Consider the following 17,728-nt stretch of genomic DNA (forward strand, 5'->3'; position numbering starts at 1 on the left):
GACCCGGCCGCACACCCGAAGGGCATGGATGAACGACGAGACCGAGCCGGTGACCGAGAGTCCTCTGCTGAACCCTCGACCGTCCTCCGGCGGTCTCGACCGATCCGACGTCGTCGTCCGCAAGGGGCGGCTGACCCTGATCAACGGACACCTCACGCCGCAGCAGTCGATGATCGAGGACCTGCTGTTCCTCGACGACGCACTCACCGCGGCTGACGTCGACCACCTGCTCATCCGCGGCAACGACCAGCGCCCGGTGATCGCCCTCGACGAGCGTGACCGCCAGCGCGCCGAGAGCGCCGTGATGTCCGCGGCCGTCAACGAGCCCTTCTACGCGAAGCCCCCGGGCAAGCCGGCCGTGCTCGTGCAGGACGACGGACTCGGCTCCGTCGAGGAACCCGTACTCCGCGTGTTCCGCCCGCGGCTCGAGCCGCTCGGACGCCTGCGCTACGGCGCCGAGACGAGCGTCCAGCTCGAGTTCTGGCGCGTCACCGACATCGAGGTCCTCGCACCCGTCGAGAACGCCCTGATGCGTCGCAGCCTGCCGATCGACGAGTTCGTCCTCGTCGACATCGAGCGCTACGGCCGCACCTGGCGCACCGTCGAGCACATGTTCGACGACCACGTCTCGGACATCCGGTTCCCGATCGACATCGTCTTCTCGTGGGTCGACGGCAACGCCATCGAGTACCAGCGCGCCCGCCAGGCCGCACAGTCGAACGCGGTCCTGGGCGAGGGCGACGACGCCCCGGCCCGGTTCCGCCAGATCGACGAGCTGAAGTACGCGCTCCGCTCGGTGCACACCTTCGCACCGTGGATCCGCCAGATCTACATCGCGACGGACTCCCCGGCGCCGCACTGGCTCGCCGAGCACCCGAAGGTCCGCATCGTCCGCAGCGAGGAGTTCTTCGCCGACCCCTCCGTGCTGCCGACGCACAACTCGCAGGCCGTCGAGTCGCAGCTGCACCACATCCCGGGCATCAGCGAGCACTTCATCTACTCGAACGACGACATGTTCTTCGGGCGCCTCGTCGACCCCTCGGTGTTCTACAGCCCGGGATCGGTCACGAAGTTCATCCTCGCGTCGACCCGGATCGGCCTCGGCTCCAACAACCCGGCACGCAGCGGTTTCGAGAACTCCGCCCGCGTGAACCGTCGCCTGCTGCAGCAGCGCTTCGGTGCGGTGACGACCCGGCACCTCGAGCACGCCCCGACGCCCCTGCGCGCCTCGATCATGACCGAGATGGAGCACGAGTTCGCCGACGAGTTCGCGGCCACTGCGGCGTCCCGCTTCCGAGCCGCCGACAACATCTCGGTGACGAACTCGCTGTACCACTACTACTCGCTGCTCACCGGTCGGGCGATCATCCAGGAGAACGCGGCCGTCGGGTACATCGACACGACCATGGTCTCCGGACTCAAGGCCCTCGACGAGCTGCTGAAGAAGCGGAACGTGGACTTCTTCTGCCTGAACGACGGCAGCTTCCCGGAGGTGAGCGACGAAGAGCGTACGCAGCGCGTGACGGGCTTCCTGGAGCGCTACTTCCCGTTCCCTGCGCCGTGGGAGCGCCCCAGCGCTTAGGACGCGCCAGCGGCCTGCTGGGGCGCTCCGGGCGAGCCTGCGAGCCCGGACCCACGGAGCGTCTAGGACGCGCCAGCGGCCTGCTGGGAGCGTCCCAGCGCTCAGGACGCGCCAGCGGCCTGCTGGGGCGCTCCGGGCGAGCCTGCGAGCCCGGCGCCGGAACCCAGCCAGCTTGTTCGCACGCCACCGCACGCCGACCGGTCACGACACCCCGCCACCCCCACGCCGAGCGGTCACAACCCGTCGCCTCCGCCGCCCCCAACCAACAGAACATGACCACGCGACGCAGCACCCGCGGTGAGTCGTGACCACCCCGCGGGCCGGGAGGCGCAAGTCGGCCCCGCCACGGGCCTCCCGGCCGCCTCACGGTGGGTCCACCACCGCGGGCGCGCCCGCGCACACGCTTCGTGAGCACAAAAGGTCGGGTCCGCATGACGGACCCGACCTCTTCTGCACGCGAAGTGCGCGGCGCTACCGGTGGACGGGGGAGACGGGCACCGAGTCGAGCGTGAACACCGGGATGCTCGAGGTGACCGGTGCCGGCTCGACGGCCGCGGGGATCGTCACGCCGTGCGCGGCGAGCTTCGCCTCGGTCTCGAGCGCGGAGACGGGCTGGCCGACGGTGGCGTAGTGCCCGATCGGCACGACCGAGTGCACCACGTTGTGGCCGTAGACGTGCACGAGGTTGAACGACTGCGCACCGTCTCGTCCGCGGGTGCCGCCCTGGTACTCCGTGAGGTCCTGCGTGTAGCAGGTGGCGCTGGCGACGGACACCGGGATGCCGGCGAAGACGGCACTGGTCGAGTAGTGCAGGTGCCCGGCGATGATGGCGAGGACGTCACTGCCCTCGACGACCTCGGCCAGGGCCTGCTGGTCGCGGAGCTCGACGAGGACGGTGAGGTCCTGGACGCTCGGCACCGGCGGGTGGTGCATCGCGAGGATGGTGCCGTGCGGCGCGGCCTCGGACAGGACCTCGGCGAGCCAGTCGAGCTGCTCGGGGGAGACCTCACCGTGGTGGTGACCCGGCACGCTCGTGTCGAGGGTGATCACGCGGAGACCGTCGACGTCGTAGACGAAGTCGACCGGGCGATCGGTGGGCTGCAGGCCGAAGAGCTCCTGGCGGAAGGCGCCACGCTCGTCGTGGTTGCCCATCGCCCAGATGACCTGTGCACCGATGCGCTGCGCGGCCGGTTCGAGGATCTCGCGGACGCGGGCGTACGCGCCCGGCTCGCCCTTGTCGGCCACGTCGCCGGTCACGACGATCGCTTCGGGACGCGTGCCCGAGGCTTCGATGTCCGCGACGATCTGCGTGAGCCGTGCGGCGGAGTCGACATCGCCGTACAGGTTGCGGTCCCCGGAGACGAGGTGCGTGTCGCTGAGGTGGAGGAGGAAGTGGTTCGGCCTGGGGTGTTCGGCCGTCCGGCTGTCCATCGGGGTCTCATTCCGTTGGCGGATGCGTGGTGCAACACGTTGCCACACCGTCCTGGACGAGTCCAGCACGCGAGAGTGAACCAGCCGTGAACTGGGGGCGGCGTGTTGCCCTGTGCACGAAGAAACCCCCGCCACTTCGTGACGGGGGTTGCTTCGTGCGCTACCGATCAGTGATCGCCGGGGCCGACCTGGGGAGCCTGGTGGCCGCCCTCGAGGTTCGGGCCGTGGTGCGCGGCGTGTGCTGCCTCGAGCTCTGCCTTCGATACCGGCTCGATGCGGTCTTCGAAGAAGAAGCGGGAGACGCCGGCGCGGACCTTCTGCAGACCCGTGATCTTGCCCTTGGCGTTCGGGCGGATCATCAGCGGCTTGTACTCGTTGAACTGCAGGAGCTTCCAGCGCTCGTACTCGTCGAGCTGCTCGTGCACCTCGATGTACTCGCCGTGGGGGAGTCGGACGATGCGGCCCGACTCGTAGCCGTGCAGGACGATCTCGCGGTCCTTCTTCTGGAGGGCGAGGCAGACACGCTTCGTGATCCAGAAGGCGATGAACGGACCGAGGACCGTCGTTGCCTGGATCACGTGGATCACGTGTTCGATCGACACCAGGAAGTGCGTCGCGATGATGTCCGACGAGGCTGCTGCCCAGAGGCTGGCGTAGAGCGTGATGCCAGCGGCACCGAAAGCCGTGCGCGTCGGGGCGTTGCGCGGGCGGTCGAGGATGTGGTGCTCACGCTTGTCGCCCGTGACCCACGCCTCGATGAAGGGGTAGAGCAGGATCGCCAGGATGAGCAGCACCAGGACCGCGATCGGCGCCAGGATGTTGAACGACACCGTGTAGCCGAACCACACGACCTCCCAGTGCGGCGGGACCAGTCGGAGCGCGCCGTCGGCGAAGCCGATGTACCAGTCGGGCTGGGTACCGGCGGACACCGGGGAGGGGTCGTACGGGCCGTAGTTCCAGATCGGGTTGATCGTGAACAGCGACGCGATGAGAGCCAGGATGCCCGCGACGATGAAGAAGAACCCACCGGCCTTCGCGGCGAACGCCGGGAGGATCGGGACACCGACGACGTTCTCGTTGGTCTTGCCCGGACCGGCGAACTGCGTGTGCTTGTTGATCACCACGAGCACGAGGTGGACACCGAGCACCGCGACGAGGATCGCCGGCAGCAGCAGGATGTGCAGCGTGTACAGGCGGCCGACGATGTCGGTCCCCGGGAACTCGCCACCGAACAGCAGGTAGGCGATCCAGACGCCGATCACCGGGACACCCTCGATCATGCCGACGATGATCCGCAGACCGTTTCCGGAGAGCAGGTCGTCGGGGAGCGAGTAGCCGGTGAAGCCCTCGGCCATGGCGAGGACCCAGAGCAGGAAGCCGAAGACCCAGTTGAGCTCACGCGGCTTGCGGAAGGCACCGGTGAAGAACACGCGGGCCATGTGCAGCATGATCGACGCCACGAACAGCAGGGCTGCCCAGTGGTGGACCTGGCGGACGAAGAGCCCGCCGCGGATGTCGAACGAGATGTCGAGCGTGGACTGCAGGGCCGTCGACATCGCCACGCCCTTGAGCGGGACGTACGAGCCGTTGTAGACGACCTCGGTCATGGACGCCTGGAAGAAGAACGTCAGGAAGGTCCCGGAGAGCAGCACGACGACGAAGCTGTACAGCGCCACCTCGCCGAGCATGAAGCTCCAGTGGTCCGGGAAGATCTTGCGGCCGACTTCCTTGACGAGGCCCGAGATGCTGGTGCGCTCGTCGATGTAGTTGGCAACCCCGCCGATGATGCGGGATCCGCGCTCCGGCGCCGGCTTGTTCGTCGACGTGTTCGGTGCGGTGGTGGTGGTGCTGGTCATCAGCGTTCACGCTCCCAGAAGGACGGTCCGACCGGCTCGTGGAAGTCGCTCTGGGCAACCAGGTAGCCGTCGTCGTCGATCGCGATCGGAAGTTGGGGGAGGGGGCGTGCTGCCGGACCGAAGATGACCTCGCAGTTGTTCGAGACATCGAAGGTGGACTGGTGGCACGGGCACAGCAGGTGGTGCGTCTGCTGTTCGTAGAGCGCGACGGGGCAACCGACGTGGGTGCAGATCTTGGAGTACGCGACGATGCCGTCGTAGCCCCAGTTCTCGTGGCCCCTGGACGGGTTGAGGTCCTTCGGGTCGAGACGCATGAGGAGGACGGAGGCCTTGGCCTTCTCCTCCAGCATGTGCTCGGACTCGAGCATGCCCTCGGGGATGACGTGGAACACCGAACCGATGGTGACGTCGGAGGCCTTGATCGGCAGACCCGTCGGGTCCTTCGTCAGGCGCAGCCCCTGCTTCCAGAAGGTGTGGCGGAGCAGCTCGTTGGGGTCCTCGGCCGGAGCGAGGTCGCGGACCAGGACGATGCCGGGGAGGGGGAACGCGGCCAGGGCGCCGATCATCGAGTTGCGGATCAGCTTGCGACGGCTGAAGCCCGACTCCTTGTCGGCGAGCTGGAACGCCTCGACGGCCTTGGCGCGGGTCGCGTCGGTGCCGCGGGTGCCGTGACGGAGCTCGGTGATCTCGCGGTCGACGACGAGCGACTTCGACCAGTAGACGGCGCCGAGGCCGAGGGCGAGGAGCGCGAGGGCGATCGACAGGCCCAGGAAGAGGTTCGCGGTGCGGACCGTCCCGAAGTCGCTCGGGTCGATCGGGAAGGCGACGTACGCAGCGATCGACAGGACGCTGCCGACGATCGACAGGTAGAAGTACGCGGCGACCTGGCGCTCGGCCAGACGCTGCTTCTTCGGGTCGACGTCGGTGCGACGCGGGCGGTGCGGCGGCTCGCCCGGGTTCTCGAACGGGTCGACGGGGAGGACCGCGATCCCGGGGGAGGTGGTCGTGCCGTGCTTCTCGACAGCCGAGGACGAGTTCAGCGTCTCGTCGTCGTGCTCTGCCATGGTGTTCCCTTCAGTGTCGTTCGACACGGACGATCAGTTGGACTTCGCGGTCAGCCAGACGGTCATCGCGACGACCGCGCCGAGTCCGAAGATCCAGATGAACAGACCCTCGGCGACCGGCCCCAGGGAGCCGAGTGCGAAGCCACCGGGGGACTTGTTGTCCTGCACGTACTTGAGGTACGTGATGATGTCGGCCTTCTGCTCCGGCGTCAGGTTCAGGTCGTTGAAGACCGGCATGTTCTGCGGGCCGGTGAGCATGGCCTCGTAGATGTGCTTGCCGGAGACCGTCTCGAGGTTCGGAGCGTACTTGCCCTCGGTCAGCGCACCGCCGGCGCCGGCCACGTTGTGGCACATGGCGCAGTTGATGCGGAACAGCTCGGCGCCTTCAGCAGCGTCGCCGTCCTCACCGTTGGTGAGCTCGGTGGAGGGGACCGACGGGCCGGGGCCGAGGGAGGCGACGTACTGCGCGAGTGCGTCGACCTGCTCGTCCGTGAACTGCGCGGGCTTCTCTTCGGCCTGCGGGCCCTGAGCGGCCATCGGCATGCGGCCGGTGCCGACCTGGAAGTCGACCGACGCGGCGCCGACACCGATGAGGGACGGACCCTCGCTCGTGCCCTGCGCGGAGAGCCCGTGGCAGGTGGCGCAGTTCGACGCGAAGAGCTTCTCGCCCTCGTTCACCTGCGACTGGCTCGAGGCGGCGACGGTGTTCGTGCTGTCGTCGGCGTTCGCCGTGGAGCTGAACAGTGCGTACGCGCCACCGGTGGTCATGAGACCCACGACGATGAGCGACACGGTCGCCATCGGTGAACGGCGGCCCTTCTTGGACTTGGTTCTGTTGAACATGTGCTGGGGGGTGTCCAGTTCCTACTTGAGAAGGTAGATGACGGCGAAGAGGAAGATCCACACGACGTCGACGAAGTGCCAGTAGTACGACACGACGATGGCGGTGGTCGCTTCCTTGTGGCCGAAGTTCTTGGCGGCGAAACCGCGGCCGAGCGTCAGCAGGAAGGCGATGAGGCCACCGGTCACGTGGAGCCCGTGGAACCCGGTGGTCATGTAGAACGCCGAGCCGTAGGCACTGGAGGAGAGCGTCACGCCCTCGTGCCAGAGGTTGGCGTACTCGAAGATCTGGCCGCAGACGAAGATCGCACCCATCGCGTAGGTGACGAAGAACCACTCCGTCATGCCCCAGTGGCGCGGGTTCCAGCTCGTCCGGTGCACCTGGAAGCGCTCCGCGGCGAACACGGCGAACTGGCAGGCGAAGCTGGACAGCACCAGGATGATCGTGTTCACGGAGGCGAAGGGCACCTCGAGCTTCGCGGTCTCGGTCGCCCAGAGCTCAGGGGACGTGCTGCGGAGCGTGAAGTAGATCGCGAACAGGCCGGCGAAGAACATGACCTCGCTGCCCAGCCACACGATCGTCCCCACGGCCACGGCGTTCGGCCTGTTGAGGGCCGGACCGCTGGCTGATCTGGAGAGAGAGGTGCTAGTCACGTCCTCCATTATGGCCGAAACCCCCGACAGTGTTTTCGCAGGAGACTGGCGGGTCTCTCGAATTCACTACGATCGAGCCATGCCTGACGCACTTTCTTGGCCAGCAGTGATCAGCGCGCTCATGGCGCGCGAGGACCTGACGATCAGGCAATCCACATGGGCCATGGAGGAGATCGTGCACGGGCGCGCCACCCAGGCACAGATCGCAGCCTTCGCCGTGACGCTCCGCGCGAAGGGCGAGACCGTCGACGAGGTCGTCGGGTTCCGCGACGCGATCCTGGACGCCGCGGTTCCGCTCGACGTCGACCCGATGGCGCTCGACATCGTCGGGACCGGCGGCGACGTGGTCGGCACCGTGAACATCTCGACCATGGCGGCCATCGTGATCGCCGCCGCCGGGGTCCCCGTCGTCAAGCACGGCAACAAGGCCAGCTCGTCGAAGTCCGGGTCGAGCGACGTGCTCGCCGCCCTCGGACTCGATCTCACGATGGACGCCGCGCGTGTCGCGGACACCTTCCGGCGTGTCGGGCTGACCTTCGCCTTCGCCAACGCGTTCCACCCCGGTTTCGCCCACGCAGGCCCGGTGCGGCGCGAGATCGGCGTGCCGACGGTGTTCAACTTCCTCGGCCCGCTGGTCAACCCCGCACGGTGCGAGGCCAACGCCGTGGGGGTCGCCCAGCTCGACCTCGTCCCGATCATCACGGGCGTGTTCCAGACGCGCGGAGCGACGGCCCTCGTGTTCCGCGGCGACGACGGACTCGACGAGCTGACCACCACCGGGCACAGCCACATCTGGGAGGTCACCGGGGGCCGCGTCACCGAGCACGACCTCGACCCGCGGGACCTCGGCATCGCCCGGGCACGCACGGAGGACCTGCTCGGCGGCGACCCCGAGCACAACGCCGGCGTCGTCCACCGGGTGCTCGCGGGGGAGACCGGACCCGTCCGCGACATCGTCCTGCTGAACGCCGCGGCCGGCCTCGTCTCGTTCCGGCTGGCACAGGACCCGAACGAGTCCGACCGGCCGATCCTGCAGCGCTTCCGCGAGCAGCTGGTCGTCGCCGCCGAGGCGGTCGACTCGGGCGCGGGTGCGCGCAAACTGGCTGATTGGGTCGGCGCAGCTCCCGCCGAGTAGTCCACGCCGCCCTGCGCACCGTGCGCGGTGCGTCACCCGGTGCGGGCCTGACAGTTCGGTGCTGCGCCACGAGCGCGCACCCGGCAGTCACCGCTGCACCCGGTCAACAAGCCCGCACCGTGCCGTGTCGGCAGCCCCCTGCCGGACCGGAGGCCCGTGGCGGGCCCGCCCCGCGCCTCCAGTCCGCACCGTGCGCGGTCCGCGATCCCGTGCCGCTTCCGCGCAAGCCGCACCGTGCGCAGTTCGTCACCCGGTGCGAGCCTGACGGCTCGGTGCGGCCCCATGGGCGCGCACCAGGCGGTCACCCCTGCACCCGGTGAACAAACCCGCACCGTGCCGTGTCGGCAACCACCCCGCACCCACCCAACCAACCGACCGACCACCCGCGACCGACCCGCAGGAGACGCAACGCACAGGAGGCCCGGTGCCGGTTCATGGAACCGGCACCGGGCCTCCTGTCGGTGCGTTCAGTGCACGCGGTCAGCGTGCGCGTGCTTCGTTACTGCACGTCCTCGTCGACCCAGTCGAAGGTCTTCGTGACGGCCTTCTTCCACAGGCGGAGCGTGCGCTCGCGCTCGGCGGCGTCGAGCTGGGGCTCCCAGCGCTTGTCCTCCTGCCAGTTGGCACGGAGCTCGTCGAGGTTGGCCCAGAAGCCGACCGCGAGACCGGCGGCGTAGGCCGCACCGAGCGCCGTCGTCTCCGCGACGACCGGACGGACGACCGGCACGTTGAGCATGTCGGCCTGGAACTGCATGAGCTCGCTGTTCGCGGTCATGCCGCCGTCGACCTTGAGCTCGGTCAGGTCCACGCCGGAGTCGGCGTTGACCGCGTCGAGGACCTCGCGGGTCTGCAGCGCCGTCGCCTCGAGGGCAGCACGCGCGATGTGCCCCTTGTTGACGAAGCGGGTGAGGCCGACGATCGCACCGCGGGCGTCGGGACGCCAGTACGGCGCGAAGAGCCCGGAGAACGCCGGCACGAAGTACACGCCGCCGTTGTCCTCGACGGTCTTGGCCAGGGCCTCGACCTCCGGGGCGCTGCCGATCAGACCGAGGTTGTCGCGGAGCCACTGGATGAGCGAGCCCGTGACGGCGATCGAACCCTCGAGCGCGTAGTGCGTCTCCTGGTCGCCGAGCTTGTAGCCGACGGTGGTGAGCAGGCCGTTCTCGGAGCGGACGATCTCGGTACCGGTGTTGAAGATCAGGAAGTTGCCGGTGCCGTAGGTGTTCTTCGACTCGCCCTGGTCGAACGCGGCCTGACCGAAGGTCGCGGCCTGCTGGTCGCCGAGGATGCCGGCGATCGGGACCTCGCGCAGCAGGCTCGAGGACTCGACGTGGCCGTAGACCTCCGAGGAGCTGACGATCTCGGGGAGCATCGACTTCGGGACACCGAAGTCGGCGAGGATGTCGTCGCGCCACTGCAGCGTCTCGAGGTCCATGAACAGCGTGCGGGACGCGTTCGTGACGTCGGTCTTGTGGACGCCGCCGTCGACGCCACCGGTCAGGTTCCAGAGGACCCAGGTGTCGGTGGTGCCGAAGAGCAGGTCGCCCGCCTCGGCCTTCTCACGAGCACCCTCGACGTTCTCGAGGATCCACATGATCTTGGTGCCGGCGAAGTAGGTCGCGAGCGGCAGGCCGACGATGGCCTTGTACTTGTCGGTGTCGCCGTCGGCGAGCTTGTCGACGAGCGCCTGCGTGCGGGTGTCCTGCCAGACGATCGCGTTGTAGATCGGCTTGCCGGTGGTCTTGTCCCAGACGACGGCCGTCTCGCGCTGGTTGGTGATGCCGACGGCTGCGACGTCGTGGCGCGTGATGTCGGCACGCGACAGTGCCTGACCGATCACCTCGCGGGTGTTGTCCCAGATCTCGGCGGGGTCGTGCTCGACCCACCCGGCGCGCGGGAAGATCTGCTCGTGTTCCTTCTGCCCGGTCGAGATGATCGAACCGGAGTGGTCGAACACGATTGCTCGGGTCGAGGTCGTGCCCTGGTCGATGGCGACGATGTAGTCGGCCATTGGTGCTCCTTACGGGTGTGTTCGGTGCGGGTGCGTGTGCGGTCGTACGGAACGGCCGTCCACGCCTTCGGGGTTGGGGGTGGGTCAGCTGACGATGGGCAGCAGGGCGACGGACAGGCCGGCGGCGAGGGCGCCACCGATCAGCGGTCCGACGACCGGCACCCAGGCGTAGGCCCAGTCGCTCGAGCCCTTGCCCTTGATGGGCAGGATGGCGTGCGCGATGCGGGGGCCGAGGTCACGGGCAGGGTTGATGGCGTAGCCGGTGGGGCCACCGAGGCTGACACCGATCGCGATCACGAGGAAGGCGACGGGGATCGCGCCGAGCGATGCCGGCGTCTGACCGTTCGAGAACGCGATGACCACGAAGACCAGCACGAAGGTGCCGATGATCTCCGTGACGAGATTCCAGCCGTACGAGCGGATCGCGGGGCCGGTCGAGAAGACGCCGAGCTTGGCGGCCGCGTCGGGCTCCTCGTCGAAGTGCTGCTTGTAGGCGAGCCAGACGATGACCGCACCGATGATCGCGCCGATCAGCTGCGCGAGCCAGTAGAGGAACATCTCGCCGACGGTGATCTTGCCGAGCAGGGCGAGCCCGAGGCTGACCGCGGGGTTGAGCTGACCGCCCGAGCTGTAGGAGACGGTGACACCGGCGAAGACCGCGAAGCCCCAGCCGATGGTGACCATCAGGAACCCGGCTCCGAAGCCCTTGGACTTCGCGAGCGAGACAGCGGCGACGACGCCGCCACCCAGGATGATGAGCATCGCCGTACCGACGAGCTCGGACAGGAAATTGACGCCGATGCCGTCCATCGGTGACCTCCAGTGCGTGAGGGTGGGGGTCCGGCCGTGCTGCGCCGCACTCCCCGTTGAGTGATTGAGGCCAACCATAGTGATGCGGTTCACGGCCCGGCGATGAATTCGTGAGCGAAGTGCGGCATCATGCACGAACGTGCAGGACGAGTGTCCCCAGCACGATCCCGAGCCGGTGACGCGTCCTCGGCGCACTGCACGAACGTGCATCGGGAGCGGACGGCTGCCCGTGCCGTCGATGTAGATTGGGTCCACTCCGGTCGACGACGCGCGGTGTGACCGCCACGGTTCGACCCCGTACCCGTGGAGGCACCGCATGAAGAAGCTCATCAACGACCCGCAGGCCGTGGTCGAGGAGACCGTCCGGGGCTTCGCCCGGGCACACGCCGGACACGTCGTCCTGGTCGAGGACCCGATCCACCTGCACCGCGCTGACGCACCCGTCGCCGGCAAGGTCGGGATCGTCAGCGGCGGTGGCAGCGGGCACGAACCGCTGCACGCCGGCTTCGTCGGGTACGGCATGCTCGATGCCGCGGTGCCCGGCCCGGTGTTCACGAGCCCGACGCCCGACCCGATCGTCGCCGCGACGAAGGCCGTCGACGGCGGTGCGGGCGTGCTGCACATCGTGAAGAACTACACCGGCGACGTGCTCAACTTCGAGACGGCGGCAGAGCTCGCGGCGATGGACGACGTTCGCGTCGAGTCGGTCGTGGTGGACGACGACGTCGCGGTGCAGGACTCCCTGTTCACCGCCGGCCGGCGCGGTGTCGCCGGGACCGTCGTGGTGGAGAAGTGCGCCGGCGCCGCCGCCGAGCGCGGGGACGACCTGGACGCGGTCGCAGCCGTGGCCCGGCACGTCAACGACGTCACGCGGTCGATGGGGCTCGCGCTGGCGTCGGGCACCGTCCCGCACGCGGGGGAGCCGTCGTTCGTGCTGGCCGACGACGAGGTCGAGCTCGGCATCGGCATCCACGGCGAGCCGGGCCGCGAGCGGATCGCGATGGCACCGGCGGACGAGCTGGTCGACCGCGTGCTCGAACCGATCCTGACCGACCTCGACGCCCCGGCCGGGTCGTCGCTGCTGCTCCTGGTGAACGGGATGGGCGGCACCCCGCTGTCCGAGCTCTACATCGCCTACCGACGCGCCGCCGAGGTCCTCTCGGACCGCGGCCACCAGGTCACGCGTAGTTTGGTGGGCGACTACGTCACGTCCCTCGAGATGCAGGGGTTCTCGCTCACCGTCACGGTGCTCGACGACGAACTCACGGCCCTCTGGGACGCCCCGGTGGAGACCCCGGCCCTGCGCTGGGGACGCTGACCGACCACGACTGCGAGAGCGACTGCGACCGCGATCGCGACCGCGACCGACCACGGCCGCTCGACCACCGGACCACGACACCGGGCCCCACCGGGCTCGACACACGAAGGGAACCGCATTGGCGCTCGACACCGCATGGGCCATCGACTGGGTCCGTCGCACCGCCGCGACGATCGACGAACACCGCGCCGAGCTCGTCACGCTCGACCGTGAGATCGGGGACGGCGACCACGGCGAGAACCTCGACCGCGGGTTCCGGGCCGTGCTCGAGGCCGTCGACTCCGGGTCCTTCGACACCCCGGGTGCCGTGCTCAAGACCGTCGCGACGAAGCTCATCTCGACCGTGGGCGGGGCGGCCGGCCCGCTCTTCGGCACCGCCTACCTGAAGGCGGCGCAGGCTGCCGGTGACGTGGCCGAACTCGACGCGGACACCCTCGTCGCCGTCCTCACCGCCGCCCGCGACGGGGTCGTGTCCCGCGGCAAGGCCGCGGTCGGCGACAAGACGATGGTCGACGCGTGGAGCCCCGCGGTCGACGCCGCAGCAGCGGCCGCCAGTGCCGGCGACGACCCGAAGGCCGTGCTCACCGCAGCAGCCGACGCCGCCGCGCAGGGTGCGGCGGACACCGAGCCGCTCGTGGCCCACAAGGGCCGCGCGAGCTACCTCGGCGACCGCGCGATCGGGTACCGCGACCCCGGTGCGCAGTCGACCGCGTACATCCTGCGCGCAGCGGTGGACGCAGCGTGACCGTCGGCATCCTGGTCGTCTCGCACAGCGCGGCGATCGCGACGGGCACCGTCGAGCTGGCACGGCAGATGGCCGCGGACGTGCCGCTCATCGCCGCGGGCGGCACGGACGACGGTGGCATCGGCACCTCGTTCGAGGCGATCACCGCCGGCATCGAGGAACTCGCCCAGGCGGACGCCGTCGTGGTGCTGTGCGACCTCGGCTCCGCCTACCTGACGACCGACACCGCGCTCGACTTCCTGGACGACGACGTCCGTGCCCGCGTCCACGTGTCGCAGGCCCCGTTGGTCGAGGGAGCGGTGGCCGCTGCGGTCGCCGCCCAGACGGGCGGTGACGCCGATGCGGTCCTGGCCGCTGCGGCGTCGGCCGCGGGTTCCCAGGCGGACGCGAGCAGCGCCTCCCGTCCGTCCGGTGACCAGCCTGGAGGCACGGGGCCGGCCGACGGGGCTGCCCCCGTCGACGACGCGGCCGGCTCCGACCGCGTCAGCGCGTCGGTCGAGCTGGTGAACGAGACCGGGCTGCACGCCCGGCCCGCCGCGGAGTTCGTGAAGACGGCGGCGAAGTACGACGCGAGCGTGCACGTCAACGGCGTGGACGCGAAGAGCCTGCTGGCGATCATGGCCCTGGCGCTGCCGAAGGGTGCGACGGTGTCGATCGACGCGACCGGGCAGGATGCCCGGGCCGCGGTCGACGCCCTGGTGGAACTGGTCCGGTCCGGCTTCGGCGAGTGACACCGTCGCCGGGCGAGTGACAGCGCCGCCGGGGGAGACCCCGGCGGCGGTGGCCACCCGGGTCACCCGGGTCACCCGATCGAGATCGTCCCCGCCAGGTCGAGGTCCGAGGGGCCGCCGGTGACCCCGGCGTCCGCGAGCAGGGTGGCACCGAACACGGCGCTCCAGAACGTGCGGGCGTCACGGGCGACGCCGCTCGGGCTCGTCCAGCCCTGGTCGGCGAGGACGCGCTCCAGGTAGCGCTCGGACTGTCGGAACAGCACGGCGAGCAGCAGCCGCACGCGCTCACGCTGCGCTCGGTCGTCCCCGGCTGCCCCGAGCGCGCGGACCACGAGCGGGGTCGACGGCATCGCGAGGGCGGTGCGCGCGAGGACCTGCCGGAGCGCCTCCGCCGAGCGGGCACGACGGCCGGCCGCCTGCAGTCGCGTGGTGTCGCGGAGGAACAGCGCGAACGCGGCGTCGAGCACCAGGCGGTCCTTCGAGCCGTAGTGGTGCGTGATCTGGTTCGGGTAGACACCCGCGGCCCGGGCGACCTCGCTGACGGTGACGCTCCGAGCGCCTGCGCTGAGCAGTCCGGCGGTCGCGGCGAGGATCCTCGCCCGTGTCGCCGCGCCGCGAGCCGTGCCGGAGCCGTCCACCGTGGTTGCCATGTCGGAATTGTACGTGGTACAACTCAACTTGTTCAACGTACAAGAGGAGTTCCCGTGGACATCGTCATCACCGGCTTCGGCGCGGTCTCACCCTTCGGCCACGGCGTCGCGCCGCTCTGGGACGCCCTGGTGGCCGGTCGCTCCGGCGTCCGCGCCCTGCACCGCGACGGAGCGCTCTGGGAACAGGTGCCGATCCGGGTCGGGGCCGATGCCGCACTCGACGCCGAGGAGGCGCTCGGGCGGGTCCGCGCCAATCGCCTGGATCGCAGTCAGCAGCTGGCGCTCGTCGCCGCGGACGAGGCCTGGGCCGACGCCGGTGCCCCCGCGGTGGAGGGCGACCGCCTCGCCGTGGTGATCGGCACCGGGATCGGGGGAGTGGAGACGCTCCTCGACGCCCACGACGTGCTCGGTGCGTCCGGTGCCCGGCGGGTCTCACCGCGCACGGTGCCGATGCTCATGGCGAACGGTGCCGCCGCGCAGATCAGCATCGCGTACGGGGCGCGGGGCGGCGCCTACACGACGGTGTCGGCATGTGCTTCCGGCGCGGAGGCCATCGCCGCCGCCGCGCGACTCATCGCCACCGGTGAGGCCGACGTCGTCATCACCGGCGGGACCGAGGCCGCCGTCACCCCGGTGACGATGGCGTCGTTCGCCCAGTCGCAGGCCCTCGCGAAGCCCGACGGCGACGACCCCACGACCCTGTCACGACCGTTCGACGCCGACCGCCGCGGCTTCGTCCTCGGCGAGGGCGCCGGCATCGTCGTGCTCGAACGTGCCAACCACGCCGCCGCCCGGGGTCAGCGGTCGCACGGCACGCTCGCCGGGTGGGGGATCACCTCGGACGCGCACCACATCACCGCACCGCTGGCGGACGGCAGCGAGCAGGAGCGGGCCATGCGCGCCGCGATCCGGATGGCGGGACTCACCGGCGGCGACGTCGACCACGTGAACGCGCACGCCACCGGCACCCCCGTCGGCGACGTCGGCGAGGCGGCCGCCATCAGCCGTGCGGTGGGGACCGGAGCGCTGATCACCGCGCCGAAGAGCGCGATCGGGCACATGTTCGGCGCTGCCGGCGCGGTCGAGGCGATCCTGACCCTGCGGGCGCTCGAGACCGGGACCGTGCCGCCGACCCTGAACCTCGACCGGCTCGACCCCGCGGTGGACCTCGACGTCGTCTCCGGTACCGCCCGGACCGCGCCGCTCCGTGCGGCGTTGAACAACTCGTTCGGGTTCGGCGGTCAGAACGCGTCGCTGGTGTTCACCGCGGCGTGAGCTCCTGCAGGCCGGTGACCCGAAGCAGGTCGAGCTTCGCGGCGTCCTCGGAGCCCGGGACGACCGTGTAGACGACGATCCGCAGGTCACCGCCGGGGACGCTCAGCACGTCGCAGTCGATCTCCACCGGCCCGACCGGCGTGTGCACGACCTTGCGGCTCGCACGGTGCTCGGCGATCCGGCCGGTCTCCCACCGGCGGGCGAACTCGGGGGACTCCCGCAGCAGCCGTTCGACCAGGTCCGCCAGGTCGCGATCCGCCGGGTAGCGGCCGAACGCCTGCCGCAGGTCAGCGGCGAGGTCGCTCGAGAACTCCTCCTGGTGCTCGTCGTCCCAGTCCACCCCGTCGCGCTCCTGCATGAAGTGCCGCCACACCAGGTTGCGCTCGAGCCCGACGTACCGCGAGGGGTCGCCGTTCACCGCGGCCCACAGCTCGTTCCAGAGCACGATGTCGTGGGTCGCCGTGAACACCGCGAGCGGGACGTCGCCGAGCCGGTCGACCAGCCGTTGCACGCCGGGCGTGATGTGCCGCGGCACGACCTGACGCGACGGCGGGGCGACGCCGGCCACCCGGCACAGGTGGTCCCGCTCCTCGGACGACAGCCGGAGCGCCGTCGCGAGGGCACCGAGCAGCTGCGGCGACGGGTTCGTCGCCCGGCCCTGCTCGAGGCGGACGACGTAGTCGACGCTGACGCCCGCCAGCGCGGCGAGCTCCTCGCGACGGAGACCCGGGGTCCGTCTGCCGGGGCCGGCCGGCAGGCCGACCGCCTCGGGACGCACCCGGTCGCGCCAGGAACGCAACACGTTCGCGAACTCGCTCATGTCCACCATCATCGCCCCGCGCCTCCAGTCCGTCCTGGTACTGCCGGTCCCACCGTCGCACCGTGCCTGGGGGAGCCGGGCCGGCGGGGGCAGGCTGGGCGCATGACAACGACACTCATCACCGGGGCCAACCGCAGCCTCGGACTCGAGACCGCACGCCGACTGCTCGAAGCCGGCCACACCGTGTACGCCGGCATGCGCGACCCGGCGAGCGGCGACGACGCCCGCGCACTCGGCGCCCACGTCGTGCAGCTGGACGTCACCGACCAGGCCAGCATCGACGCGGCGATCGCGACGATCCCCGAACTCGACGTCCTGGTGAACAACGCCGGGATCCTCGGCAGCTCGTTCGGGGTCGACGACCTCGACGCGAGCGCGATGGCGACCGTGCTCGACACCAACGTCACCGGCATCGTCCGGGTGACCCAGGCCGCGCTGCCCCTGCTGCGACGTTCGGCGGCACCCGTCATCGTGAACGTCTCGTCGGGGGTGGGGTTCCCGCGCTGGCTGACGACACCGGGACACGACGAGTACGGGGTGCCGGCGGTGCCGTACGCGGCGTCGAAGGCGGCCGTGATCGCGTTGACCGTGCAGTACGCGAAGAACCTGCGCGGGTTCCGGGTGAACGCGAGCGACCCGGGCTACACCGCGACGGAGTTCAACGGGTTCGGCGGACACCAGACGATCACCGAGGGCACCGACGCCACGGTCATGCTCGCGACGATCGGCACCGACGGGCCGACGGGGGAGTTCCACAACCGCGAGGGCCGCATCGAGTACTGAGGGCAGCGCTGCGCGTGCACCCG

Annotated in this window: 16 protein-coding genes; 7 read left to right on the forward strand and 9 right to left on the reverse strand. The window is 70.0% G+C overall.

All coding sequences use genetic code 11. The features are described 5' to 3' along the window. The first annotated feature begins 28 nt into the window (after window positions 1-28). Window positions 29-1,582 carry a stealth conserved region 3 domain-containing protein gene (locus HP445_RS16600; protein WP_071403837.1) on the forward strand — a complete coding sequence of 518 codons (1,554 nt, stop codon included), beginning with the start codon at window positions 29-31 and terminating at the stop codon, window positions 1,580-1,582. Between the two features lie 471 nt (window positions 1,583-2,053). Here HP445_RS16600 and HP445_RS16605 read toward each other — a convergent pair whose 3' ends face one another. The 5 genes from HP445_RS16605 to ctaE all read right to left on the reverse strand — a co-directional run bounded on the left by HP445_RS16605 (window position 2,054) and on the right by ctaE (window position 7,436). Beyond that, the gene (locus tag HP445_RS16605; RefSeq protein WP_128779922.1) at window positions 2,054-3,013 is read right to left on the reverse strand and encodes a phosphodiesterase; all 960 of its coding nucleotides are present in this window, start codon (window positions 3,011-3,013) and stop codon (window positions 2,054-2,056) included. A gap of 167 nt (window positions 3,014-3,180) precedes the next feature. Beyond that, window positions 3,181-4,869, reverse strand: coding sequence for a cytochrome bc1 complex cytochrome b subunit (gene qcrB, locus HP445_RS16610; RefSeq protein ID WP_071403835.1), 1,689 nt, complete (start codon window positions 4,867-4,869; stop codon window positions 3,181-3,183). Further along, window positions 4,869-5,933 carry a cytochrome bc1 complex Rieske iron-sulfur subunit gene (qcrA, locus tag HP445_RS16615; RefSeq protein WP_128779923.1) on the reverse strand — a complete coding sequence of 355 codons (1,065 nt, stop codon included), beginning with the start codon at window positions 5,931-5,933 and terminating at the stop codon, window positions 4,869-4,871. The genes qcrB and qcrA overlap by 1 nt, the downstream gene beginning before the upstream one ends. Before the next feature lie 33 nt (window positions 5,934-5,966). Beyond that, the gene (gene qcrC, locus HP445_RS16620; RefSeq protein ID WP_071403834.1) at window positions 5,967-6,776 is read right to left on the reverse strand and encodes a cytochrome bc1 complex diheme cytochrome c subunit; all 810 of its coding nucleotides are present in this window, start codon (window positions 6,774-6,776) and stop codon (window positions 5,967-5,969) included. Between the two features lie 21 nt (window positions 6,777-6,797). Continuing rightward, on the reverse strand, window positions 6,798-7,436 hold the full coding sequence (gene ctaE / locus HP445_RS16625) for an aa3-type cytochrome oxidase subunit III (RefSeq protein WP_027465617.1): 639 nt from the start codon (window positions 7,434-7,436) through the stop codon (window positions 6,798-6,800). Window positions 7,437-7,506: 70 nt separating this feature from the next. On the opposite strand from ctaE, the gene trpD reads away from it, so the two are divergent. Then, window positions 7,507-8,562 (forward strand): anthranilate phosphoribosyltransferase, encoded by a 1,056-nt coding sequence (gene trpD, locus HP445_RS16630; RefSeq protein ID WP_128779924.1) that lies wholly within the window; start codon window positions 7,507-7,509, stop codon window positions 8,560-8,562. Between the two features lie 499 nt (window positions 8,563-9,061). Here trpD and glpK read toward each other — a convergent pair whose 3' ends face one another. Together glpK and HP445_RS16640 are read right to left on the reverse strand one after the other, a co-directional pair. Continuing rightward, entirely contained in the window at window positions 9,062-10,573 is a 1,512-nt protein-coding gene (glpK, locus tag HP445_RS16635) for a glycerol kinase GlpK (RefSeq protein ID WP_017887334.1), read from the reverse strand. An 84-nt stretch (window positions 10,574-10,657) separates the two neighbouring features. Next, entirely contained in the window at window positions 10,658-11,383 is a 726-nt protein-coding gene (locus HP445_RS16640; protein WP_071244695.1) for an MIP/aquaporin family protein, read from the reverse strand. A gap of 316 nt (window positions 11,384-11,699) precedes the next feature. Here HP445_RS16640 and dhaK point away from each other — a divergent pair, with 316 nt between their 5' ends. The 3 genes from dhaK to dhaM all read left to right on the forward strand — a co-directional run bounded on the left by dhaK (window position 11,700) and on the right by dhaM (window position 14,177). Continuing rightward, complete coding sequence (gene dhaK / locus HP445_RS16645; protein ID WP_071403831.1) at window positions 11,700-12,701, forward strand: dihydroxyacetone kinase subunit DhaK; 1,002 nt, start codon at window positions 11,700-11,702, stop codon at window positions 12,699-12,701. Between the two features lie 118 nt (window positions 12,702-12,819). Continuing rightward, a complete protein-coding gene (dhaL, locus tag HP445_RS16650) occupies window positions 12,820-13,446 on the forward strand; it encodes a dihydroxyacetone kinase subunit DhaL (protein ID WP_128779925.1) in 627 nt (208 codons plus the stop codon). Beyond that, complete coding sequence (dhaM, locus tag HP445_RS16655) at window positions 13,443-14,177, forward strand: dihydroxyacetone kinase phosphoryl donor subunit DhaM (RefSeq protein WP_128779926.1); 735 nt, start codon at window positions 13,443-13,445, stop codon at window positions 14,175-14,177. Before dhaL ends, dhaM begins: the two co-directional genes overlap by 4 nt. A 71-nt stretch (window positions 14,178-14,248) precedes the next feature. Here dhaM and HP445_RS16660 read toward each other — a convergent pair whose 3' ends face one another. Continuing rightward, on the reverse strand, window positions 14,249-14,827 hold the full coding sequence (locus tag HP445_RS16660) for a TetR/AcrR family transcriptional regulator (RefSeq protein ID WP_128779927.1): 579 nt from the start codon (window positions 14,825-14,827) through the stop codon (window positions 14,249-14,251). 54 nt (window positions 14,828-14,881) lie between these two features. Between HP445_RS16660 and HP445_RS16665 the strand changes: the two genes are divergently transcribed. Then, window positions 14,882-16,102: a beta-ketoacyl-[acyl-carrier-protein] synthase family protein gene (locus tag HP445_RS16665; RefSeq protein ID WP_128779928.1), complete on the forward strand. Its 1,221-nt coding sequence runs from the start codon at window positions 14,882-14,884 to the stop codon at window positions 16,100-16,102. On the opposite strand, the gene HP445_RS16670 is transcribed toward HP445_RS16665, so the two are convergent. Further along, window positions 16,089-16,922, reverse strand: coding sequence for a helix-turn-helix domain-containing protein (locus tag HP445_RS16670; RefSeq protein WP_164941110.1), 834 nt, complete (start codon window positions 16,920-16,922; stop codon window positions 16,089-16,091). The genes HP445_RS16665 and HP445_RS16670 overlap by 14 nt on opposite strands. 102 nt (window positions 16,923-17,024) lie before the next feature. On the opposite strand from HP445_RS16670, the gene HP445_RS16675 reads away from it, so the two are divergent. Continuing rightward, window positions 17,025-17,705 (forward strand): SDR family NAD(P)-dependent oxidoreductase, encoded by a 681-nt coding sequence (locus tag HP445_RS16675; RefSeq protein WP_128779929.1) that lies wholly within the window; start codon window positions 17,025-17,027, stop codon window positions 17,703-17,705. Window positions 17,706-17,728 lie beyond the last annotated feature (23 nt).

The sequence above is a fragment of the Curtobacterium flaccumfaciens genome (assembly GCF_013359815.1).
Classification (GTDB): domain Bacteria; phylum Actinomycetota; class Actinomycetes; order Actinomycetales; family Microbacteriaceae; genus Curtobacterium; species Curtobacterium flaccumfaciens.